The 22,666-nt window shown below is 62.5% G+C and carries 23 protein-coding genes; 10 read left to right on the forward strand and 13 right to left on the reverse strand.

Annotated elements, in window-relative coordinates; all coding sequences use genetic code 11:
• Positions 1-136 precede the first annotated feature (136 nt).
• The 3 genes from kdgD to AC097L_RS22505 form a co-directional block, all read right to left on the reverse strand.
• Entirely contained in the window at positions 137-1,048 is a 912-nt protein-coding gene (gene kdgD / locus AC097L_RS22495) for a 5-dehydro-4-deoxyglucarate dehydratase (RefSeq protein WP_479588951.1), read from the reverse strand.
• A gap of 99 nt (positions 1,049-1,147) precedes the next feature.
• Positions 1,148-2,077, reverse strand: coding sequence for an SMP-30/gluconolactonase/LRE family protein (locus AC097L_RS22500; protein WP_479588952.1), 930 nt, complete (start codon positions 2,075-2,077; stop codon positions 1,148-1,150).
• Entirely contained in the window at positions 2,074-2,883 is an 810-nt protein-coding gene (locus AC097L_RS22505) for an NAD-dependent epimerase/dehydratase family protein (protein ID WP_479588953.1), read from the reverse strand. Before AC097L_RS22505 ends, AC097L_RS22500 begins: the two co-directional genes overlap by 4 nt.
• A gap of 262 nt (positions 2,884-3,145) precedes the next feature.
• On the opposite strand from AC097L_RS22505, the gene AC097L_RS22510 reads away from it, so the two are divergent.
• The 5 genes from AC097L_RS22510 (at position 3,146) to AC097L_RS22530 (ending at position 7,558) form a co-directional block, all read left to right on the forward strand.
• Entirely contained in the window at positions 3,146-3,907 is a 762-nt protein-coding gene (locus AC097L_RS22510; protein ID WP_479589001.1) for a FadR/GntR family transcriptional regulator, read from the forward strand.
• Positions 3,908-4,008: 101 nt separating this feature from the next.
• Positions 4,009-4,995: a TRAP transporter substrate-binding protein gene (locus AC097L_RS22515; RefSeq protein ID WP_479588954.1), complete on the forward strand. Its 987-nt coding sequence runs from the start codon at positions 4,009-4,011 to the stop codon at positions 4,993-4,995.
• 68 nt (positions 4,996-5,063) lie between these two features.
• Positions 5,064-5,546, forward strand: a complete 483-nt coding sequence (locus AC097L_RS22520; protein WP_479588955.1) for a TRAP transporter small permease — start codon at positions 5,064-5,066, stop codon at positions 5,544-5,546.
• A 2-nt stretch (positions 5,547-5,548) separates the two neighbouring features.
• A complete protein-coding gene (locus AC097L_RS22525; RefSeq protein ID WP_479588956.1) occupies positions 5,549-6,901 on the forward strand; it encodes a TRAP transporter large permease in 1,353 nt (450 codons plus the stop codon).
• Positions 6,902-7,141: 240 nt separating this feature from the next.
• The gene (locus AC097L_RS22530) at positions 7,142-7,558 is read left to right on the forward strand and encodes a hypothetical protein (protein ID WP_479588957.1); all 417 of its coding nucleotides are present in this window, start codon (positions 7,142-7,144) and stop codon (positions 7,556-7,558) included.
• 12 nt (positions 7,559-7,570) lie between these two features.
• Here AC097L_RS22530 and AC097L_RS22535 read toward each other — a convergent pair whose 3' ends face one another.
• The 7 genes from AC097L_RS22535 to AC097L_RS22565 all read right to left on the reverse strand — a co-directional run bounded on the left by AC097L_RS22535 (position 7,571) and on the right by AC097L_RS22565 (position 15,701).
• Positions 7,571-8,725, reverse strand: coding sequence for a GGDEF domain-containing protein (locus tag AC097L_RS22535; protein ID WP_479588958.1), 1,155 nt, complete (start codon positions 8,723-8,725; stop codon positions 7,571-7,573).
• Positions 8,712-9,869, reverse strand: coding sequence for a GGDEF domain-containing protein (locus AC097L_RS22540; protein WP_479588959.1), 1,158 nt, complete (start codon positions 9,867-9,869; stop codon positions 8,712-8,714). Before AC097L_RS22540 ends, AC097L_RS22535 begins: the two co-directional genes overlap by 14 nt.
• A gap of 172 nt (positions 9,870-10,041) precedes the next feature.
• On the reverse strand, positions 10,042-10,779 hold the full coding sequence (phbB, locus tag AC097L_RS22545) for an acetoacetyl-CoA reductase (RefSeq protein ID WP_479588960.1): 738 nt from the start codon (positions 10,777-10,779) through the stop codon (positions 10,042-10,044).
• 173 nt (positions 10,780-10,952) lie between these two features.
• Positions 10,953-12,131 (reverse strand): acetyl-CoA C-acetyltransferase, encoded by a 1,179-nt coding sequence (locus AC097L_RS22550; RefSeq protein ID WP_479588961.1) that lies wholly within the window; start codon positions 12,129-12,131, stop codon positions 10,953-10,955.
• A 137-nt stretch (positions 12,132-12,268) separates the two neighbouring features.
• Positions 12,269-13,990 carry a class I poly(R)-hydroxyalkanoic acid synthase gene (phaC, locus tag AC097L_RS22555; protein ID WP_479588962.1) on the reverse strand — a complete coding sequence of 574 codons (1,722 nt, stop codon included), beginning with the start codon at positions 13,988-13,990 and terminating at the stop codon, positions 12,269-12,271.
• Positions 13,991-14,424: 434 nt separating this feature from the next.
• The gene (gene pgeF, locus AC097L_RS22560; protein ID WP_479588963.1) at positions 14,425-15,204 is read right to left on the reverse strand and encodes a peptidoglycan editing factor PgeF; all 780 of its coding nucleotides are present in this window, start codon (positions 15,202-15,204) and stop codon (positions 14,425-14,427) included.
• On the reverse strand, positions 15,201-15,701 hold the full coding sequence (locus AC097L_RS22565; protein WP_479588964.1) for a flavin reductase family protein: 501 nt from the start codon (positions 15,699-15,701) through the stop codon (positions 15,201-15,203). Before AC097L_RS22565 ends, pgeF begins: the two co-directional genes overlap by 4 nt.
• Before the next feature lie 156 nt (positions 15,702-15,857).
• On the opposite strand from AC097L_RS22565, the gene AC097L_RS22570 reads away from it, so the two are divergent.
• The 4 genes from AC097L_RS22570 to AC097L_RS22585 are packed head-to-tail and all read left to right on the forward strand — an operon-like array spanning position 15,858 to position 19,455.
• Positions 15,858-16,490: a paraquat-inducible protein A gene (locus AC097L_RS22570; RefSeq protein ID WP_479588965.1), complete on the forward strand. Its 633-nt coding sequence runs from the start codon at positions 15,858-15,860 to the stop codon at positions 16,488-16,490.
• A gap of 7 nt (positions 16,491-16,497) precedes the next feature.
• Positions 16,498-17,184, forward strand: a complete 687-nt coding sequence (locus AC097L_RS22575; RefSeq protein ID WP_479588966.1) for a paraquat-inducible protein A — start codon at positions 16,498-16,500, stop codon at positions 17,182-17,184.
• A complete protein-coding gene (locus tag AC097L_RS22580; RefSeq protein ID WP_479588967.1) occupies positions 17,162-18,829 on the forward strand; it encodes a PqiB family protein in 1,668 nt (555 codons plus the stop codon). Before AC097L_RS22575 ends, AC097L_RS22580 begins: the two co-directional genes overlap by 23 nt.
• On the forward strand, positions 18,826-19,455 hold the full coding sequence (locus tag AC097L_RS22585; protein ID WP_479588968.1) for a PqiC family protein: 630 nt from the start codon (positions 18,826-18,828) through the stop codon (positions 19,453-19,455). The genes AC097L_RS22580 and AC097L_RS22585 overlap by 4 nt, the downstream gene beginning before the upstream one ends.
• 60 nt (positions 19,456-19,515) lie before the next feature.
• On the opposite strand, the gene AC097L_RS22590 is transcribed toward AC097L_RS22585, so the two are convergent.
• The gene (locus AC097L_RS22590; protein WP_479588969.1) at positions 19,516-20,730 is read right to left on the reverse strand and encodes an MFS transporter; all 1,215 of its coding nucleotides are present in this window, start codon (positions 20,728-20,730) and stop codon (positions 19,516-19,518) included.
• Positions 20,731-21,014: 284 nt separating this feature from the next.
• Between AC097L_RS22590 and AC097L_RS22595 the strand changes: the two genes are divergently transcribed.
• A complete protein-coding gene (locus AC097L_RS22595; protein WP_479588970.1) occupies positions 21,015-21,476 on the forward strand; it encodes an outer membrane lipoprotein in 462 nt (153 codons plus the stop codon).
• Positions 21,477-21,597: 121 nt separating this feature from the next.
• Here AC097L_RS22595 and AC097L_RS22600 read toward each other — a convergent pair whose 3' ends face one another.
• Together AC097L_RS22600 and fdhD are read right to left on the reverse strand one after the other, a co-directional pair.
• Entirely contained in the window at positions 21,598-21,831 is a 234-nt protein-coding gene (locus AC097L_RS22600; RefSeq protein WP_479588971.1) for a formate dehydrogenase subunit delta, read from the reverse strand.
• On the reverse strand, positions 21,828-22,664 hold the full coding sequence (gene fdhD, locus AC097L_RS22605) for a formate dehydrogenase accessory sulfurtransferase FdhD (protein WP_479588972.1): 837 nt from the start codon (positions 22,662-22,664) through the stop codon (positions 21,828-21,830). Before fdhD ends, AC097L_RS22600 begins: the two co-directional genes overlap by 4 nt.
• Positions 22,665-22,666: the final 2 nt, after the last annotated feature.

Below are 22,666 nucleotides of genomic sequence, written 5' to 3' on the forward strand. Positions count from 1 at the left end.
CTGGGCCGCGTCGCCCTGGGTGTATTCGCCGATCACATCGCCCAGGTTGGACGGGTTGATGTTGGGGGCGTAGCTGGCACCCGCGATCCATTGGCCGTTGATGTAGTTGTCGTGTTTTTGTGCCATGGTGGTCTGCTTATTGTGGGCCGAGTTTGGCGATCAGCGCGGCGAGTTCTTCCATCTCGGCGGGCTTGAGATTGGTCAGGGGTGCGCGCACCGGGCCGCCGTCGTGGCCGACGATGGTGGCACCGGCCTTGATGATACTCACGCCGTAGCCTTCCACGCGGTTGCGGATGGCCAGGTAAGGCATAAAAAACTCCTTCAACAGCTTGTGCTGCGTGGGCAGGTCATCGGCGGCGACCGCGTGGTAGAAATCCATGGCGGTTTTGGGGATGAAGTTGAACACCGCCGACGAGTACACCGGCGTGCCCAGCGCCTTGTAGGCGGCGGCATACACCTCGGCCGTAGGCAGGCCGCCCAGGTAGGCAAAACGGTCGCCCATCTTCATGAAGATGGAGGACATGGTTTCGATATTGCCCACGCCGTCCTTGAAGCCGACCAGGTTGGGGCAGCGCTCGGCCAGGATGGCCAGCGAGTTGGGGGTGAGCTTGGTGCGGTCGCGGTTGTAGACGATGACGCCGAACTTCACGCTGTTGCAGACCTGGGCCACGTGCTCGATCAGGCCTTCCTGGCCGGCTTCGGTCAGGTAGTGCGGCAGCAGCAGCACGCCATGGGCACCCAGGCGCTCGGCCTCCTGCGCATGGGCAATAGCCATGCGGGTGGGGCCACCGGCACCGGCAATGATGGGCACCACGCCACGGCAGGTGTCTACCGCGGTCTTGACGACCTGGCTGTACTCGGCACCGACCAGCGAAAAGTATTCGCCCGTGCCGCCTGCGGCAAACAGTGCCGACGCGCCGTAGGGGGCCAGCCATTCCAGGCGTTTGATATACGTGCTGGGACGGAAGTCGCCGTTGGCATCAAAGTCGGTGATGGGGAAGGACAGCAGGCCGGAGCCCATGGTGGTTTTGAGTTCTTGGGGATGCATGGTGGTGGTCTTTTGGGTGAGCGTGAAAGGTGATTTACTATGGTTTTAATAGCTACTAATGCAATGGATATATACGCTAGAGGCTGTTTTATGCCGTATTTAAGGCTTGTTGACCGGGAACTGGGTGAACACGGGTGCGGCAACGCCACGCACGCCCGGCTGCAGGGCAAACACGGCCCCGTTCAGCCCGGGTGCAGCCGCGTCTACCGTGCCCGGCACGATGGACGTGACATACAGCACATCCAGGTTTTCCCCGCCAAACGTGCACATGGACGGCTTGGCCACGGGCACCTCCAGCGACGCGACCAACTGGCCCTGCGGATTGAAGCGGTGCACCCGACCGGCGTCGTTGCCGCAGATCCAGTAACCACCTTGCGCATCGACCGCAGCGCCATCCGGACGGCCCGGCAGACTTTGCATATCGACAAACAGGCGCGGGTGCTGCAAATTACCGCTGGCATCCACATCGAAAGCCCAGATTTTTTGTACGCTGGGGTGCGAATCGGACAGGTAGGCGGTGCCCCCATCGGGGCTGAACGCCAGGCCGTTGGGGGTGATCAGACCGTCTAGCGGGGTGGACTGCAAGCCGTTCAGCCGCACGGCGTGCAGGCCCGTGGCATCCAGGCAGTACAGGCGGCCGACGGGCGAGGCCAGGCCCATGTCCATCACCATACTGCCGACCCAGAAGCGGCCTCGCGCATCGCAGCGGCCGTCGTTAAAACGCATGCCGGGCGCGGGATGGGTGACGCTGGCCAGGCACTCGACACGCACCTCGGGGGCGTTCAGCAGCGTCACGGCAAAAATGCCGGTTTCCATGGCGGCCACCAGGGTGCCTGCGGTGGCGGTCAGGCCGATGCAGCCCACGCGCTCGGGTACGGTCCAGCTTTGCACGTTGTCCGTGGCAGGCGACCAGCGGCGGATCTGCTGCCCATCGATATCCACCCAGTACAGGGCTTGCTCGGCTACCGACCACACCGGGCTTTCGCCCACGCGGTCGCGCATGCTGGAAACAACCGTCACCGTGCTCATGCCTCGTACGGTCCCATGCGCACAAACGCGCCGCCCTGGTGCAGGGCCGCGGGGTCGCTGAAGTCGGGCGGCGGGGTGCGGGCGTAGACGGCCTCGCGGAACACGTCCGAGCTGTCTTGCGGCACGTAGCCCACATGGCGGGCACGGCTGTTGTCCCACCAGGTGACGGCGTTGTTGGACATGCCAAAGATGATGCTGAAACCGAGCGCAGGCGTGGTCAGGCAGGCGGTGATCAGGCGGTGCAGGTCATCAAAGCTCAAAAAGGTGGCCAGCATGCGGCGGTCGCGCGGTTCGGGGAAGGACGAGCCGATGCGCACGCAGGCGGTTTCAATGCCGTAGCGGTCAAAGTAGTAGCGCGCCAGGTCTTCGCCGAAAGCTTTGCTCAAGCCGTAGTTGCCGTCCGGGCGGGCCGGTGCATCGGCGGTGATGGTTTCGTCTTGCCGGTAAAAGCCGGTGACGTGGTTGGAGCTGGCAAACACCACCCGCTTCACGCCAAACTTGCGGGCCGCCTCGTACAGGTTGTAGGTGCCCAGGATGTTGGCCATCATGATGGGCTCGAACGGACCGTCCAGCGACTTGCCGCCCATGTGGACGATGGCATCCACGCCTTGCACCATGGCATCGACTTGAGGCCCATTGGCCAAATCGGCCAGCACGATTTCCTCGCCCTCGGCGGCGGCGCCGAAGTCCACCACATCCGACAATCGCAGCGTGGTGCAGTTGTGCTTGAGGCTCTCGCGCAAGACCTTACCCAGGCCACCGGCGGCTCCGGTTAGCAAAATTTTCTCGTGCAGCTTGATGGCCATAGTGCTTCCTGTTAACTTGTTTTACGTCACAACATCTGCTTCAACTGAACTCGCCTTGCACACCTGGGTTTCATCCGCTGGACTTTTACCGGGGCTTTGCTACTATGCATTGCATAGGCTTACACATCAGTCATGTGTTGTCTGACAACTAGCTATTCTGATAACCCCTTCATTCCATGTCAAGGCTTTTTTAATGGCATCCGCACAAACCCTTGCGCAATTGGACCCTAGCCTGTCTGCTTCCAGCGCCCGCTCCACGCCCATGCCGCCGCCCTCTCCGGCTTCTTCTGCCGCCCTGGCCCGCCCCCGGCGCACGCGCGGGCTGGTGTTTGAGATCGTGGACGCGCTGGTAGCCGACATCCGCCAAGGCCAGTTGCACCCCGGCGACAAGCTGCCCACCGAAGCCGAGTTCATGGCCCGGTTCGAGGTCAGCCGCACCGTGGTACGCGAGGCGATTTCCAAGCTTCAGGCCTCGGGTCTGGTGGAAACACGGCACGGCATCGGCACCTTTGTGATCGAGCCGCCCGACACTCGCAACTTCAAGATTGCCCCCGAAGACTTTGCCACCGTAGCCGACGTGATCGCCCTGCTGGAGCTGCGTATCAGCCTGGAAACCGAGGCTGCCGGACTGGCTGCCCAACGGCGCACCCCCGCCAATCTGGCCCATCTGGCGCTGGCGCTGAAAAACTTCAAGGACGCGATTCCGCTGGAATCCGATGGCGTGCCGGCCGACTTCCAGTTCCACATGGAAGTGGCCCGCGCCACCGGCAACCAGCACTTTGCCGACCTGATGACCTACCTGGGCACCATGATCATTCCGCGCACCCGCGTCAAAACCCTGGAAAACGTGCCCGAGGGGCGGCTGGCCTACCTGCTCAAGGTGCATGGCGAGCACGAGAGCATCTACCACGCCATCCGCGACCAGGACAGCGACTCGGCCCGTGCCGCCATGCGCACCCACCTGTCGAACAGCCGTGAACGCTTGCGCAAAAGCCAGCCTCTGGACACGGCCAAGCTGGCGTGATTCGTCCATAGACAGGGGTTTACCCTTTGTGTCGTTTTGTTTTTAGGTTGTAGGATGACTGATAAATTTCACCACCCTTCAGCTACCCAACAGGAATCGACATGAAGAATTTCCACCGCCCCCTGATCAGCCTGATCGCCGCAGCCGCCCTGTGCGTCGTCAGCGGTACCGCCGCCGCCCGCACTTTCCGTTCGGCCGACGTGCACTCCAAAGAATTCCCCACCAACATGGCGGTGAAGTTCATGGGTGACGAGTTGAGCAAGGCCACCGACGGCAAGGACAACATCAAGGTGTTTGGCGACAGTGCCCTGGGTTCTGAAAAGGACACCGTGGAGCAGGTGAAGATTGGTGCCATCGACATGGTGCGCGTCAGCCTGGCATCGTTCAATGGCATCGTGCCCGAGTCGATGATTCCGTCGTTTCCGTTTATCTTCCGTGACCTGGCTCACTTCCGCAAAGCCATCTACGGTGCCGAAGGCGACAAAATCCTGGCGTCCTTCGACAAAGCCGGTTTTATCGGTCTGGCCATGTACGAGAGCGGTTCGCGCTCGATGTACGCCAAGAAGCCGATCAAGACCGTGGCCGACATGAAGGGCTTGAAGATCCGCGTGCAGCCGTCTGACCTGGCCGTGGCGATGGTCACCGCCATGGGCGCATCGCCTGCCCCTATGCCCATGGCCGAGGTGTACTCTGGTCTGAAGACTGGCCTGGTGGATGCCGCTGAAAACAATATCCCTTCGTACGAAGAAGCCAAGCACTACGAGTCGGCTGGCGTTTTCTCTGAAACCATGCACGTGATGACACCCGAAGTCGTGGTTTTCTCGAAGAAGGTCTGGGACACGCTGACACCCGTGGAGCAAGCCGGGCTGCGCAAGGCCGCCAAAGCTTCGGTCGCCTACTACGTGACCCTGTGGGATGCCAAGGAAAAAGATGCCAAGGCCGCCGTGCTCAAGGGCGGCGCGAAGATCATCCCCGCAGCCGAAATCGACAAGGCCAGCTTCGTGAACGTGGAAAAACCCGTCTGGGACAAGTTCGCCACCACGCCTGAACTGAAGGCACTGGTGCAAGAGATCGTCAACGTCAAATAAGCTATTTCTGCCGCCGCCGTCCCAGCTCTGTGGATGCGCGGCGGCAGAACGCTTGAGAAGTAACCACCATGCATTTACTCAATTCACTGAGTGCACACCTGTCCAACTGGGTGCTGCGCTTGGCCAGTGTGTGCCTGGCGGCATTGGGACTCGTAGTCATCTACGGTGTCGTGATGCGCTATGCATTCAATGACGCCCCCGCCTATGTTGAGCAGGTTGCCTTGCTGCTGGTCATCTCGGTGGCCATGTTTGGTGCCGCAGCCGGCGTGCACGATGCGGGCCACATCGGCCTGGATTCGGCCGTCAAACTCCTGCCCGCCAAAGGCCAGTTCTGGTGTCTGGTGGTGGTCGAGCTGCTGACCATTACCTTTGCCGCCGTGCTGCTGTATGGCTGCGAACACATGGCCGCATCGACGCGCCACGACACCATTCCCACGCTGGGTATTTCCGAAGCCTGGCGCTATGTACCGCCCATGATTGCCGGCGTCCTCATCATCCTGTTTTCAGTCAAGCACATGCTGGCACTGTTTACAAAGAAAACTCCTGCCTGACCATGGAACTCGCTGTACTTTCCTTGAGCTTTTTGCTCTTTCTGGTGCTTGGGGTGCCGGTGGCGTTCGCCATTGGTCTGAGCTGTCTGGCCACCTTTGCGGTGGAAGGCCTGCCACTGGCCACGGCCATGCAGATGATGGTGTCGGGCATGAACGTGTTCTCGTTCCTAGCGATTCCGTTCTTCATCTTCTCGGGTGAGCTGATGCTGCACGGTGGCATTGCCGACAAAATCCTCAACTTTGCGCGCAGCATGGTCGGCCACATGCGCGGCGGGCTCGGCCTGGCCAACGTGATGGCCAGCACCTTGTTCGGTGGCGTGTCGGGCTCGCCGATTGCCGACACCTCGGCCATGGGCGGCGTGATGATCCCCATCATGAAGCGCGAAGGCTACAGCGCCGACTACGCGGTCAACGTCACCACCCACGCCTCGCTGACCGGCGCGCTGATGCCCACCTCGCACAACATGATCATCTATGCGTTCGCCGCCCAAGCGGCCACCGGCATGATTGGTGGCCATGTGATCCGTGGGGTGTCGATTGGTGACCTGATGTTTGCCGGTCTGGTACCCGTTTTCTGGATCATGGTCTGCATGCTGATTGCCGCCTACTGGCAGGCCGTGCAAAACGGTTTTCCCAAGCGGGCTGACGGCTCGTCCATGCTGGAGAAATTCCCCGGTTGGAAAGCGGTGCTGACCACCTTCATCGCAGCCATTCCCGGACTTATGGTGATCGGCGTGATTCTGGGCTGCGTGATGGGCGGCGTGACCACAGCGACCGAGGCCGCAGCGATTGCGGTGGCCTATTCGTTGCTGCTGACCAGCCTGATCTACCGCACCATGAGCCGTGCCAAGGTAGTTATGGCGCTGAAAAAAGCCTCCAAGACCACCGGCGTAATCCTGCTGCTGATTGGCGTATCGAACATGCTGCGTTGGCAAATGGCGTACCTGGAAATCCCCGATGCGATTGAAGCTGCGCTGCTGCACGCCACCACCACCCCGTGGCTGATGCTGCTGTACATCAACATCATCCAGATCTTCCTGGGCATCTTTCTGGACATGGCGGCCCACATCCTGATCACCACACCGCTGTTTCTGCCGCTGGCCATCCAGATGGGCGTGGGCCCGGTGCAGTTCGGCATGATGCTGCTGCTGAACTGCGCACTGGGCCTGGTCCACCCGCCGGTAGGGACGGTGCAATTTGTCGGCTGTGCCATTGGCAATATTTCGATTGGTGAGGCAACCAAAACCGCGTGGCCCTACTACCTGGCGATATGGGTGGCCATCAACCTGGTGACCTATGTACCTGCGTTCTCCACCTGGCTACCGTCGCTGATCACCGGACACCCGGTTTTTTGATCCCCAAGGGCTGCATTTGCAGCCCTTTTTTTGTGCAGGACTTCTGCCAGGCCAGACACACCTATTTTTTATAAAAAAACAGCCTCTAGCGCATATGAAACATACGCTACTAGCTATTTAAACAATAGCACCCCGAAAGAAGACAATACCGCTTCTGTGCGCAGCCGCACAGACTACCCAAATGAACAGGGGCATATTGTCAACATGCAGGCAGCCCGCCTGTGCACCCAGGACTTCAACATGCTGACTCCCCGTTTTTTCAGCCGCTACCGCCTCCTGACCGCCACGGCAGCGCTGCTGTGCGCCGTTGCCGCACAGGCGGCCGATCCCGCCGCTTCCAACTCTGCGTCCGGTGCCCAGGCCCGCTACAAACAGGACATGGCGCTGTGCAACAGCGGCAAGTCCAACCAGAACGCCACGACCTGCAAAATCGAAGCCGAACGCGCCCTGGCCGAGGCCCGGCGCGGTGGTTTGACAGCGGCCGCGCCATCGGAGTACCAGCAAAACGCCTTGCGCCGCTGCGCGGTGTTCCAAGGCGATGATCGCAAGGACTGCGAAGCCCGCATGCGCCAGCCTGAGGGCGTGGAAGGCAGCGCGCAAAGCGGTGGCATTCTGCGAGAGAGCGTGACCGTGGTACCGGTACCCGCAACACCCTGATACGAAGGTCGCTCAGCCGCCGCTGAGTGCATCCACAAACGGCTGCAGGTCTGCCCGCACACAGCGGTCGCGGCCCAGGGCCTTGGCGCGGTACAGCGCATGGTCGGCGCGCTCCACGATCTCGGACAAATATCCCCGCCGGTCTTCCGCCAAGCCGGCAGAAAATGTCACTTGCAGCGCCGGGCAGTCGCTCCACCACTGGGCATCGGCCAAGCGTGCGCGCATCTGCGCCATGAGCGCCTCGCTTGCCTGAACCGAGGTGCCGGGCAGCAGCAGCAAAAACTCCTCACCACCCCAGCGCGCCAGCACATGGGATGCCTGTAGCTCCATGCTGGCCAAGCGGGCAAAGCGGCGCAGCACCTCGTCGCCCTGGGCGTGGCCATGGACATCGTTGATTCGCTTGAAATGGTCGATGTCGATCAGTACGGTGCAAAAAACCGGGCCACGGCGTGCCCGGCGCTGGACTTCCTGTTCCAGCAGCATGGTCATATGGCGGCGATTGACCAAGCCGGTCAGTTCGTCGCGGGTGGATACCTGCTCAATCCGCTCCAAAGCATGTTTCAATGCCAATTTGCGGGCCCGCAAAGCTTCTTGCATTCCGAGAATCTTGCCCAGCATCACCGCCATGGTGGGCAGACAGATGGCCATGATGGCAAAGTAAATGGCTTCAATCCGCGGGTCAAAGCGGTCGGGGTGGCGCACCGCCAGGATCAGCATCATGCCCCCAAAGGCCAGCACGCTGACGCCCATCAACCGGCGCAATTGCCGTTGGCTCACGGCCACAAAACCAAACACGGGCAGCAAGGCCACCAGCAACAGGCTCAAACCCCGCGTAGGGCCATTCACCAGATAGGCCAGCAGCAGCGCAGTGATGGCATAGACCATCTGCGGCATGACCAGGCCCGGATCGCGCAGACCACGGCTCCAGCGGCTGCGCACCAGCAGCACGAACACCAGCGGACCGGCCAGCATGTAGCCCACCAACCACATGGTTTCAGTTCTATCCCCAAAACCAAAAAACACATTCAATGCCTCCCCCAGAATACAGACGCCGTAGACCGCAGCGGCCATCAGGGTACGGAACACGCGCAAGCGCTGCCCCCAATCGGTGCCCAGAACCCACTGGCCCAGGCGCCCCTGCAAGCCGGGTTTGTCAGTGAGCGGCATGCTTGACCTCCGCCGATACGTGCTCGCAGCACCAGCGGTCACGCCCGGCGGCTTTGGCCCGGTAGGCCTGGCGGTCGGCACGCTCGATGGCGGATTCGGCCGACTCACCGGCATGCCATTGCGCCACACCGGCAGACAAGGTCACCCGCAGCTCGGGGCGGCTCTGCCATACCGCCGGGTCGGCCAGCGCAGCGCGCAGTCGGTCCATGGCCTGGCAAGCCTGGACGGCATCCGCACCGGGCAGCAGGATCAAAAATTCTTCTCCACCCCAACGGGCCAGCACGTCGATGCCGCGCAAGCTGGCCTGCGCCTGGCGGGCAAAGCGCCGCAGCACCACGTCGCCTGCTGCATGGCCAAAAGCGTCGTTGATGCGCTTGAAGTGGTCCAGATCGACCAGGCAGATGCAGGCGGGGGCACTATCCCCTTGGCGACGGTGCAACTCCTGCGCCAAACGCTCCAACATGTAGCGCCGGTTGCCCAGCCCGGTGAGCTCATCATGGCGCACCAATTGCTCCAACCGTTCCAGTGCTTGTTGCAGCACACTGCGCTGCTCGCGCAAGCGGGTCCGCAAGCGGGCCAGCTGCCCGGATAGGCTGGCGATGGTGGGCAACACTGCCGCCAAGATGGTGAAGTGGATCAGTTCCAGACGCCAGTCAAACACCGTGGGCCAGGCCTGCGAAATCCCCAGCATGGTCAGGCCATACAGCAGCAGCGTAAACACCGTCAACTGGCGCGCTTGCAGCGGTGTCAGCGAAAACATGCCAAACACCATGACCATCACCTGGCCCAGCAAGGTGCCACTGCGGCTGGCTGGATTGACGGCATAGGCCAGCACAAAGGACAGAATGGCAAACCCCATCTGCAGCACCGTCATGCCAGGGTCGGCCAAGCGCTTGCTCCAGCCGCTGCGCAACAGCACATAAAACACCAGCGGACCGCTGGCAATACATAACGACGCGGCCCAGGCCGCCGATGCACGGGTCAAACCCAGCGCCACGCTGCAGCCCATCAAAAACAACAGCGCACAGTACATGGCAGCGGCGATGAGCGTCAGGCCAATGCGCTTGCGGGCCGCCGGATCATGCCCCAGCAGATGGTCAACCAGTCTGCCGAGCAGTAGCGGCGCAAGATAAAGCGTGTGCATGACTTTTTGAATTTTCCTGGCAAGCCACTACCAGGGCAATGCGTCCGTTTGTGCCATTATTGACAAGCTAGCGTAAGGCATCACCCTTGGCCAAATTACCCCAAAACCTGTAATAGAGCCACAGCCATAAAAAAACCCGCCGAAGCGGGTTTTTTTAACGGCCCAACCGGCCTTAGCCCATGTGCAAACCACCGTTGACCGAGAAGTCCGCGCCGGTAGCGTAGCCACCTTCTTCGGATGCCAGCCAGGCGATGATGGAGGCGATCTCGCTGGGCTTGCCCAGGCGCTTGACGGGCACGGTGGCCACGATCTTGGCCAGCACGTCTTCACGGATGGCGTTGACCATGTCGGTGCCGATATAGCCGGGGCTGACGGTGTTGACCGTCACGCCCTTGGTGGCCAGCTCTTGCGCCAGGGCCATGGAGAACCCGTGCATACCAGCCTTGGCAGCCGAGTAGTTGGTCTGGCCAGCCTGGCCTTTTTCGCCGTTCACGCTGCTGATGTTGATGATGCGGCCCCAGCCTTTTTCCACCATGTCGGCCACCACTTGCTTGGTGACATTGAACATGCTGTTCAGGTTGGTTTCGATCACCGAATCCCAGTCTTCGCGGCTCATCTTCAGGAACATGCGGTCCTTGGTGATACCGGCGTTGTTCACCAGCACGTCGATGGTGCCGTGTTCGGCCTTGGTCTTGGTGAAAGCTTCAACGGTGGAATCCCACGCGCCCACATTGCCTGCCGATGCGTAAAAGGTGAAGCCCAGAGCCGCTTGCTCGGCGATCCACTTGACGTGGTCGCGGGTGGGGCCGCAACCGGCAATCACCTTGAAGCCGTCGGCATGCAAGCGTTGGCAGATAGCGGTCCCGATGCCACCCATGCCGCCCGTGACGTACGCTACTTTTTGAGTCATGTTCTATCTCCTAATCGTTTTAAAAAATGGCAAAAGTGCCAAGTGCAACTACCGTGCCCCAATTTGCAGGCTGAACGCAAACCCACCAGAGATAGCTGGCCCTGGCTTTGCCAGGCCACTGGTATCGCCCCCTGCAAGGGGGTTGGCGGAGCGCAGCACAGCCTGGGGGTGTTCTATCTTTCGATCGTCAAGGCAACACCCATGCCACCGCCGATGCATAGCGAGGCAATGCCCTTCTTGGCATCACGGCGCTGCATTTCGTGCAGCAGCGTGACCAAGATACGGCAGCCAGACGCACCGATGGGGTGGCCGATGGCAATCGCGCCGCCATTGACGTTGACCTTGCTGGTGTCCCAGCCCATCTCGTTGTTCACGGCACAGGCCTGGGCGGCGAAGGCTTCGTTGATTTCCAGCAGGTCCAGGTCTTGCGCCTTCCAGCCCGCGCGGGCCAGGGCCTTGGTGGACGCAGGCACGGGGCCCATGCCCATGATGGCGGGGTCCAGGCCGGTGGTGGCAAAGCTGGCGATGCGGCCCAGCGGGGTCAGGCCCAGGGCAGCCGCTTTTTTGGCAGTCATCACCATCACGGCGGCTGCGCCATCGTTCAGGCCGGAGGCATTGCCCGCAGTTACGCCCCCGGCTTTGTCGAACGCGGGGCGTAGGCCCGCCAGGGCTTCGGCGGTGGTCTTCTTGTTGATGAACTCGTCGGCGGCGAAGATGATAGGGTCGCCCTTGCGCTGGGCAATGCTGAACGGGGCAATTTCAGCCACGAATTTGCCCGCTTCCTGCGCAGCTGCAGCTTTTTGCTGGCTGGCCAGGGCCAGAGCGTCTTGCATGTCGCGGGTAATGCCGTACTTCTTGGCCACGTTTTCAGCGGTGATGCCCATGTGGTACTGGTTGTACACGTCCCACAGGCCGTCCACGATCATGGTGTCGGTCATCTTCCAGTCGCCCATGCGCTGGCCGTCGCGGCTGCCCAGCAGCACGTGGGGGCTGGCGCTCATGTTTTCCTGGCCACCGGCGATGACGATTTCGCTGTCGCCATAGGCCACGGCCTGGGCGGCCAGCATCACGGCTTTCAGGCCGGAGCCGCACACGGCGTTGATGGTCAGGCCGGGAGTGCCTTGACTCAGCCCACCCTTGATGACGGACTGGCGGGCCGGGTTTTGGCCCGCGCCTGCGGCCAGCACCTGGCCCATGATGACTTCACCAATCTGCTCGGCGCTCAGGCCGCTGCGGGCCAGCACTTCCTTGATCACGTGGGCACCGAGTTCGGTGGCCGGGGTCTTGGCGAGGCTGCCGCCGAATTTGCCGACGGCGGTACGGGCCGCTGCAACGATGACGATGTCTTCCATTTTTTTGCTCCTGGGTCTAGTTGGTAATTGGTAATGGGGTCAGAAAAAATAACCAGGTGCCGCTGCGCACTGTGTACAGAACGGTTAATTAGCGCTTCAGTGTAGGAGCATGTACCGTGGTTTTTGTATACGGACTTCTACTGTGCGCGGGCTTTTACGTAGCGGCCCGGGGCCGGTTCAACCACCGGGTAGTCGGCGCTGCCGTACTGGGCGGGCGCGGCGATTTGCTTGCCCGCATGGCCCTTGAGCCAAGTCGACCAATCGGTCCACCAGCTACCGGCATGCTCCTGCGCACCGGCAATCCAGTCCTCCGCCTTGGCCGGGAAGGTGGTGGCATCGCTGGTCCAGTGGCTACGTTTCTTTTTGGCCGGGGGGTTGATGACCCCGGCGATGTGACCGGATGCCCCCATCACAAAGCGCTTCTTGCCAGGCAGGTGCTGGGTGGAGGCATAAGCCCCGCCAATCGGCACGATGTGGTCTTCTCGCGAGCCATAGATGTAGGCCGGAATATCGATCTTGCGCAGGTCAATCTTTTCGCCGCAGACGGTGGCTTTGCCGGGTTGCACCAGTTTGTTTTCCAGGTAGGTATTGCGCAAATACCACGCATAAAACGGGCCGGGCAGGTTGGTGGAGTCGCTGTTCCAATACAGCAGGTCAAACGGCGGCGGGGTTTCGCCCTTGAGGTAATTGCCCACCACGTAGTTCCACACCAAATCATTCGGGCGCAAGAAGCTGAAGGTGCTGGAGAGGTCTCCACCGGGCAGCAGGCCGCCTTGGCCCATTTGCTTTTCGCGGTACTGCACCATCGCCTCGTCGACAAAAATGTCGATGATGCCGGTGTCGGTAAAGTCCAGCAGTGTAGTCAGCAGCGTCAGGCTGGCCACCGGCTTTTCGCCGCGCGCCGCCAGCACGGCCACGGCGGTGCTCAGAATAGTGCCGCCCACGCAAAAGCCCAAGGCATTGATGGCCTTGGCGCCGGTAATCTCTTGGGTGACAGCTATGGCTTGGATAGCAGCGTCTTCGATGTAGTTATCCCAGGTCTTGTCGCCCATGGACTTGTCGGGGTTGCGCCAACTCACCACAAAAGTGCGGTTGCCCTGCTCCACCGCATAGCGGATCAGCGAGTTTTCGGGCTGCAGGTCGAGGATGTAATACTTGTTGATGCAGGGTGGCACCAGCAGAAACGGCTTGGCGTACACCTTGGCCGTGAGCGGTTTGTATTCGATCAGCTGAAACAATTCATTCTCAAACACCACCGCGCCTTCGGTGGTGGCCACATTGCGGCCCACCTCGAAGAGGCTTTCGTCGGTCATCGACACATGGCCCTGCTGCATGTCGTGCATCAGATTTTTCAGGCCCTTGGCCAGGCTTTCGCCCTGGGTGTCGATGAGCTTCTTTTGCGCGTCGGCGTTCATCGCCAGATAATTACTAGGTGCGGATGCGGCCATCCACTGCTCTACCGCAAACTGGATGCGGGCGCGGGTTTTGTCGTCGGCCTCTACGGCATCGGCCAAACCCATCAGGGTGCGGCTGGTCAGCAAGTACGAGGCGGCGTTGTACACGGTGAGGGGGTTTTCGGCCCAAGCCTTGGCAGAGAAACGCTTGTCCTTGGCGATGGCGGCGGCATCCATGCTCTGGTTCCAAAGGGCGGCAGATTCTTCCAGGTACTGCTTTTGCAAGGCTTGCAGCTTGGTGGCGGAGAAAGTGATCTGCGGTGTTGCGGCTATGCCACCCACCGGCATACCCAAATCCAGCCCCTGGATGGGCTTGATGGCATCGGCCCAGGTGCGTGTCCAACTGTCGCCCAAAGTCTGCTGGAATTGTTGGGCGCTCTTGGCCCAGTCGGGATCAGAATGCATAGTGGCTCCTCACAAAGCGGTATTTTTAAGACCCGTGCATGGCGCGGGTCGTTTTAGGATGTTGACGGTACCCGACCACAAGGGCGAAATCCCTGCGGGTACTGCGTAGACCACTCTGTTTTTGAAACAATTTGTATAACTATTCACACCCCAGGCTGCGGCAAGTGCTAGTTGCCAACCGGTTTGCAGGGGGCACACCAGCAGGCTGGTGGGATGAACAACTGACAATTTATATGTATATAGTTCCGATCGGTTGGCTCTATGTGGCCCTCATGATGGCTGTCGCCGAGGCGACCAATACTAACGGTACTGTACTGGGCGGCATCTTCACGTTTGTACTGTACGGCCTGGGTCCAGTGTCGCTGGTGGTGTACCTGATGGGCGCGCCCAGGCGGCGCAAGGCGCTCAAAAAGCGCGAGGCGGCTGAACTTGCCCTAGCCTTGCAGCCAGATGCAGGCAGCCATACGCCCGCAAACCCCACTGCGCCGGTACGAGAAGAAGCGTGAGGGGTTGCTGACGGTGCACCATTCCAGGCCGCCGTCGTTGCCGTAGATACCTTGCAGGCCCAGCGCCTGCAAACGCAGCCGCGCCAGCCCGGGCAGGTTGGCCAACCATTTGTCGGGGCCGTGGCGCACAAACAACGCGGTGGCCTCGGGCTGTTGGGCAATGAAGGCGGCGCGCACTTCCGGCCCCACTTCAAAGGCGGCTGGTCCAATACACGGGCCCAGCCACGCTATTAATTCTGTAGCTTTTTGTGCAGGCGCTACCTGCGCTAGAACCACTATTTCCTTATAAACCGATTCCAGCACGCCCTGCCCGTTCGTGCCCAGCAGGCCACGCCAGCCCGCGTGCGCGGCGGCCACCACGGTGCCAAGCGTGTCGGTGAACAGCACCGGCAGGCAGTCGGCCACCATGGCGGTGCAAGCAATGCCGGGCTGGGTGGTGAGGCTGGCATCGGCCACCACCGGCTCCTGGGTCGGCCCAGCCAGGTGCGCCACACCGCGGCCGTGCACCTGCTGCAGAAACACCGGCCGCGCGGCGATTGCGGTGGCCAGCCGGGCGCGGTTAGCCTGCACATCGACCAGTGCATCACCGACATGGTCGCCCAGATTCAGCGCGTCATACGGTGCAACTGATACGCCCCCGGCGCGGGTGGTGAACACGGCGCGCACCTGGGCGGGCGCAGGCCAGTCGGGGACGATCCAATCGCTCATTCAAACGACGAGGTCGATGCAGCCCCTACCTCTAGCGTATCTACCGCAAACTGCCCGCGCTCGAACACCAGCCCCTTACCGGGGCGGCTGCCGCTATCGTTAATCTGGCCTATCAGGATGTCGTGGTCGCCCGCGGTGACGGTCTGCTGCAGCGTGCAATCAAACCAGGCCAGCGCGTCCACCAGTTGCAGGCGCTGGTTGCCCCGCCGCACAAATTGCCCCGCCGCAAAGCGTTCGGCCTGGGTGCCCCGGGCAAAGGCCTGGGCCAGTTCTTTGTGTTCAATGCCCAGCACACTCACCGTGTAGCCGCCGCCACGCACAAAAGCCTCATGGCTGGCGCTGCTGTGGCGGATGTTCCACAGCACCAGCGCCGGGTCCAGTGACACCGCGTTGAACGAGCTGCAGGTCATGCCCCAATCCTGCCCGTTCCAGTGGGTGGTGACCAGCGTCACGCCGGTGGCAAAGCAGCCAAACGCATCGCGCAGTTCACGGCTCATGGGGAAGGTGTCCTGGAGATGGCGAAGCCCAGCGGCTTCAGGAAATGAAAATGCATGAAATGAGTTTACCCAGAAGCGATGACCCATCAACACATAGGCCCAAACCGACTAAAGTACGCTCCACCTTCCGTTATGAGCTGGCAACACCTACCCGTTATGCACCTTGTCCCCCACGTCGTCATTTGTGAAGGCTGCGATGCCGTGTACCCCAAGATTCGGCTGGCCCGCGGCGAGACGGCGCGCTGCACGCGCTGCGGCACAGAGCTGGAGCGCTACATGGGCGACACCCACAAGCGCATCCTGCCGCTGGTGGTGGCCGGGCTGATGATGTTTGCGGTGGCCAATCTGTTCCCCATCGTGTCGATTGCGATTGGAGGCCAGCGCAGCAGCACCACCCTGGTCGGTGCCGTGGTGGCGTTGACCGACGAGGGCATGGGCGAGGTGGCGATGCTGGTGCTGGCCACCACGCTGTTGTTTCCGCTGCTGCAACTGCTAATCTTGCTGTACCTACTGATTCCACTGGCACAACCCCTGGCACGCCAGCGCCGCCCGCAGGGCTTTACCTTGCTGGTAAAGGCACTGCAGTCGCTGCAGCCCTGGGGCATGGTGGAGGTATTTTTGCTGGGTGTCTTGGTGGCCATCGTCAAGCTGACCAGCTCGGCCGAGGTGATTGCCGGCCCGGCGCTGGGCGCGTTTGTGGCGCTGACGGTGCTGCTGACGGCGATTTTGTCGTTCCAGCCGCGCAATTTCTGGCATCTGGCGTTTGCCGAGCCGCAAACGCCCGCATGAATCCGGCATGACCCCGGTCCCCACCGCCGCCGCCCTGGGCCTGCTGGGCTGCCACCACTGTGGTGCCGTCTGGCAAGACGCGGCTGACGGCGCGGCCTGCGAACGCTGCGGCACGCGTCTGCACCGCCGCAAACCCGACAGCCTGACCCGCACCTGGGCGTTGCTGGCAGCAGCCTTCATCATGTACCTGCCGGCCAATATGCTGCCAGTGATGGTGACCCGCAATCTGTTGAATACCCAGACCGACACGATTCTGAGCGGGGTGATTTACTTTTGGGTGACCGGTGCCTGGGGCCTGGCGACAATTGTGTTTGTAGCCAGCTTTCTGGTGCCCCTGTTCAAGCTGGGCGCGCTGACCACCATGGTTTGGATGGCCCAGCGGCGCAGCAGTCGCCACCAGTTGGACCGGTCGCGGCTGTACCGCATCGTCGAAGTCATTGGCCGCTGGTCGATGCTGGACGTGTTTGTGGTGTCGCTGCTGGCCGGGCTGGTGCGCATCCAGGGGTTTGCCGAAGTTACCGCCGGGGTCGGCATTGCGGCTTTTGGCGCGGTGGTGGTACTGACTATGCTGGCCTCGCTGAGCTTTGACCCGCGCCTGACCTGGGACGGTCCCCAGCCTGCGCCCCCACCTTCCTCCGAACTACCTCCCCTCCCCAAGCACAATGGACAGCATGAGCCCACCCCCACCGCCTGAACCCCACACGCCTCCCGAGCTGCCCGCGCCCACCATCACCCGCGCACTCAGCTGGCTGCCCTCGCTGGTCTGGCTGATCCCCATCGTGGCCGCGCTGGTGGGCATCACCCTGGTGGTCAAAACCGTGATGGGCAGAGGGCCGACCATCGACATCAGCTTTCGCACCGCCGAGGGGCTGGAGGCGGGCAAAACCAAGGTCAAGTACAAAGAAGTGGACATCGGCACCGTGGGCAGCATCACCCTGGCCGAAGACCGCACCCACGTGGTGGTGTCGGTGCGGCTGCAAAAAGAGGCCAAAAGCTTCACCGCCGACGACACCCGCTTCTGGGTGATCCGCCCGCGCCTGGAAGCCGCCGGCATCAGCGGCCTGGGCACCTTGCTGTCGGGGGCCTACATCCGGGCCGACGCAGGTGCGTCCGAGGACACCAGCAGCAGCTTTGTCGGGCTGGAAGTAGCCCCCATCGTCACCCGCGATGCCACCGGGCGGCAGTTTGTGCTGCACGCCAGCAACATCGGCTCGCTCGATGTCGGCTCACCCATCTACTACCGCCGCCTCCAGGTCGGCCAGGTGGCGGCTTACGCGCTGGACAAAGACGGCAAAGGCGTGACCTTGAGCGTCTTCATCAACACGCCGTATGAAAAGTTTGTCGGGACCAACACCCGTTTCTGGCACGCCAGCGGCATCGATGTAGAGGCCAACGCCAGCGGCTTCAAGCTGCGCACCCAGTCGCTGACCGCGGTGGTGGTGGGCGGCATTGCCCTGGCCGCTCCCGACGACAGCCCCGGCGCCGAAGCCGCCGAAAACGCCAGCTTCACCCTGTCGGACGACGAAACCACCGCCATGAAAGCCCCAGATGGCCCGTCCGACACGCTACTGCTGTACTTCAACCAGTCGCTGCGCGGCCTGACCCCGGGTGCCAGCGTGGACTTTCGCGGGGTGGTGATCGGCGCGGTCAAATCCATCGGTGTCGAATTTGACAAATCCGGGCGCGACTTCCGCATGCCGGTGCTGATCGAGGTCTACCCCGACCGCCTGCGCGGGGCTTCCAGCAACGGCCCAGCCTCTGAGCCTATTGCCACCCAGCGCAAACGCGTCCAGTTTCTGATCAGCAAAGGCCTGCGCGCCCAGCTGCGCACCGGCAACCTGCTCACCGGCCAGGTCTATGTGGCGCTGGATTTCTTCCCCAAGGCACCGGCTGTCACCACGGTGCAGAGCAAGGTAGACGAGCCGATCGAGCTGCCGACCCTGCCCAATGGCCTGGACGAGCTGCAAACCCAGGTGTCCGAGATCGTCGCCAAGATCAACAAAGTGCCGTTTGAGCAAATCAGTACCGACCTGCGCACCACCCTGGCCACCTTGAACGGCACCCTGGCCAGCACCGAGCAGTTGGTGAAAAAGCTCAACACCGACACCGCCCCCGAGATCACCGCGGCGATCAAAGACCTGCGCACCACCCTGGCCACCGCCAACGCCACGCTGGGCTCGGCGGGCCGCACCCTGTCCGACGATGCGCCCCTGCAACAAGACCTGCGCCAGACCCTGCGCGAAGTCAACCGCGCCGCCGCATCCATCAAGGTGCTGACCGACTATCTGGAGCAGCACCCCGAGTCGCTGCTGCGCGGCAAACCCGAGGAGAAGAAATGAAGTTGACCCGTCCCGCCACAGCCCTGGCCTCTTTAGCCGCCCTGGCCGCTCTGGCCGTCCTGGCGGGCTGTGCCGCTACGCCCGCCGTGCGCTACTACAGCCTGGCTCCGACCGCCACCGCCACCCTGGCAACGGCCAGCACGCTGCAGGTCGAGATTCCACCCATCGCCCTGCCCGAGCGCCTGGTGCGCCCGCAGCTGGTGGTGCGCAGCGCCAGTGCGCCGGTGGACATTCTGGACTTGCACCGCTGGGCCGCACCGTTCGACAGCGAGCTGCACGACGCGCTGGCCAGCGGCATCACCCAGCAGCTGGGCGCCATCGACGTGACCACCGGCGGCCGCCTGGCCAGCCAGCCGGTCTACCGCATCAACGTGCAGCTGCGCCAGTGGGATGCCGCCGTGGACAGCCAGGTGCAAGCCAGCTTCAGCTGGACCATCCGCCGCCTGGACAGCACCGGCATGGCCAGCCGCAGCCTGGCCTGCCAATGGAGCCAGTCCGAGCCCGTGGGCTCCGGCATTGCCGCCCTGGCCCAAGGCGCACAGCGTCTGACCAGCCGCGCAGCCCAAAGCATGGCGGCTGCGGTCAAGGCCCTGGATGCAGACGCAGCAGCCACCTGCCCGGGCTAGTGTATTGCTATATTTAAAATAGCTACTAGCGCAGGTAGCATGTGCGCTAGAGTCTGATTGTTATATATTTTTGGTTGGCGGCGCTGCAAAGTGCACGATCCGCCAAACCACGGCCGTGAACGCCAGCACCACCAACAGCATGCAAGCGTAAGCCCAGCGCAGGCCCACCAGATCTGACAAACTGCCCACCAGCAGGCCCGCCAGCTGCGAACCTACGCTGAAGCCAATCATCAACAAGGCCGACAGCCGGGAGGTCTGCCCCGGTGCCGCGTCGATCATGGTGGCCAACAAAATCGGGAACACCACGCCAATTCCCAGGCCCACCATGAAGTTGCCCGCGGCGGGCAGCATCCAGCCGCCCACGCCGGGCAGAGCTACGTTGAGCACCATGCCCGCCAGCGCCAGCAGGTTCATGCGCCAGAGCTTTTGCCGTATCGACCAGCTGCTGTGAAAAAACGCCTGCCACAGCCGCGCCGCCACCATCCCGGCCACAAAAAACTGCAGCCCCACCCGAGCGGCGTTGGGGCTGAGGTGCTGGGCGCTGATGCCGTAGCTCACGTACCAAAAGTTCTGCCCCCACTCCAGAAATCCGCTTAGCACCCCGCCCACCACCACCCAGGCCACCAGCGGGCGGCGCAGCAACTGTGCGTAGCTGAGCGCGCCCCCCTGCGCCTCGGCCGCATGGTGGCTGGGTGCCAGGTGCACGAAGTGGCGGCGCGGCCAGAACAGCAGCAGCACGCTGAACAGCGGCAACAGGTACAGGGCATAGGGCGCGCGCCAGTTGGTGTTCAGGCTCTGCACACCAATCACCGCCATGGGCGACAGCAGATTGCCCAGGCTGAAGGCCACATCCACCATGCTCAGCAGCCGGGCGCGCAGCTCAGGTTGCGGGCTGACATCGGCCAGGATGCTGTGGGCCAAGGTGAACAAAGCCGTTTCCACCAGCGCCACCGCAAAAAACCCCAGCAGCAGTGCGCCAAAGTTGGGCGACAGCACGATCAGCACAATCGACACCAGGGCAGCAGCGGTATAGCCCAAAAACAGCGCCCGGGGCGGGTAGCGTTGGGCCATGCGCCCGCCCTGCAAAGCCCCCAGCACCGCGCCACTGGACCAGACCATCATCAAAATGCCGAGCTGCTGGTAGTTGTCCAGCTCCTCGCGCAGCTCGGGCGTAATCGCCCCCAAAATGGCGGCAAAAATGCCGGCACAGAACGCGGTGTAGACCACGACCCAGGCCAGGTAGGGGATGGTTCGGATAAATGCTTTGAATGTCACGGTGGGCAAGCCAAGGCCCCAGCCAGCGACGGGCGGGCTTTCGGGCGAAGAAGGAGAAAGGGAGTTTGCGGGTCGAATTTCGGGCTAGATCCCGGCAACGGAGTCCGCAGATGGCGAGCTTAGATTGTCGCTGCTTACACACCGTTAACACAGCCAGCGGAACCAATGCCAGGCACGCCCTGTCAACCATCTGCCGCTTGGCGCGTCATATAACGACCCATATATATCGACCACCATGCAACCGGTGCACGACTTACGTGCCCATTTTCCAGGAACATTTCGCTATGCGCTTTACCACCACCGTCCTTACCGCCACCTTGCTCGCCACCGGCCTGAGTGCCTGCGTGGTAGCACCCTACCAGCAAGCGCCTCAGCCGGTACCCATGCAACAAGTGCAGCGCGTGGAGACCGGCCGCGTCGCGCAAATGGAGCTGATCCGCACCCAGGAACGTGCGCAACCCACAGGCGGCGGCGCGATTGTCGGCGGCATCCTCGGCGCGGTGATCGGCCACCAGATTGGTGGCGGCTTTGGCAAAAGCGCGGCCACCGTGCTCGGCGGCGTGGGCGGCGCGGTCGCAGGCAATGCGATTGAAGGCAACCAGCAACCAGGCCAGGTGCACGAATCCTACCGCGTCAGCGTGCAAGGCGACGATGGCAGCTACCGCACCTTCAGCGTGCCGACCCAAACCGACCTGCGCGTAGGCGACCGCGTGCGCATGGGCAACGGGCAACTCTTCCGGTATTGATTGGGCTCACGCGCTCCCTTGCAGGGTGCTAACCCAAGAGGCCATTTTTATAGAGAAATAGGCCTCTAACGTATACGGTACAAACGCTAGTAGCTACTGAATAAATAGCAAACCACTAGTCTCAAGCCGCAGGCTGCAGATCCATCCGGTGCTTGCGCAGCGCGGCCAGGACGATGTCGCGCATGCCTTGTGCCTCGTCGGTGTCCAGCGCGGCCAGCAGGGCGCGGCGCATGCGGGGTTCCCAAAACTTGCGGATGTGGGTGGCGATGTCGTCCAGCGCTTCTTCGCGCTCGGGCATGGTCTCGAAGAATTCGCCAATCTGGTTGGCCATGCGGATGAGGTTGTCGGCTTTCATGGGGTCGGTTCCAGTCGAATCTGTTCAGGGTGGCTGTAGACGCTGGCGTTGTCGCCGCGCGCAAAGCCCAATAAGGTGATGCCTGCGGCCTCGGCCACATCGATGGCCAGGGCGGTCACGCCGGAGATGGCGGCCAGCAGGGCGACGCCGGCGCAGGCGGCTTTTTGCACCATCTCGAAGCTGGCGCGGCTGGTGACGACAATGAAACCGCGGGGCGCATCCAACTTGGCCACCTGCAGCGCGCCGACCAGCTTGTCCAGCGCGTTGTGGCGGCCCACGTCTTCGCGCACCAGGGCGATGCTGCCGTCGGCGTGGCACCAGGCGGCGGCGTGGGTGGCACCGGTGGCATCCAGCAGGTGTTGCTGGCTGCGCAGGGCGGCCAGGGCGCGGGCCACGGCGGCGATATCAAAAGGAGTGGCGGGCGCGGCCACCGGCGCGGGGCGGCGCACGGCGTGGGCTAGGCTGTCTGTGCCGCACAGGCCGCAGCCGGTGCGGCCTGTGAGGCTACGGCGGCGGTCTTTCAGGCGGGCGAAGCAGGCGGCGGCAATCTCGATCTGCAGCGTGTGACCCTGCGCGGACACCACCAACTCAATGTCGCGGATCTGGTCCACCGTGTCCACAATGCCCTCGGTGCGCGAGAATCCACGCGCAAAGTCTTCCAGGTCGGCGGGCGTGGCCATCATCACCGCGTGCGAGATGCCGTTGTATTCCAGCGCCACGGGCACCTCGTCGGCCACCCAGTCGGTGGCGGCAAACACCTTGCCCGCACGCAGGCCCGCCACGGCGGCGGGGCGGCAGCCAGGGACGGGTTGCAGGGCCTCGGTGCGCTGCATGG

The sequence above is a fragment of the Rhodoferax sp. RT5P35 genome (assembly GCF_056521385.1).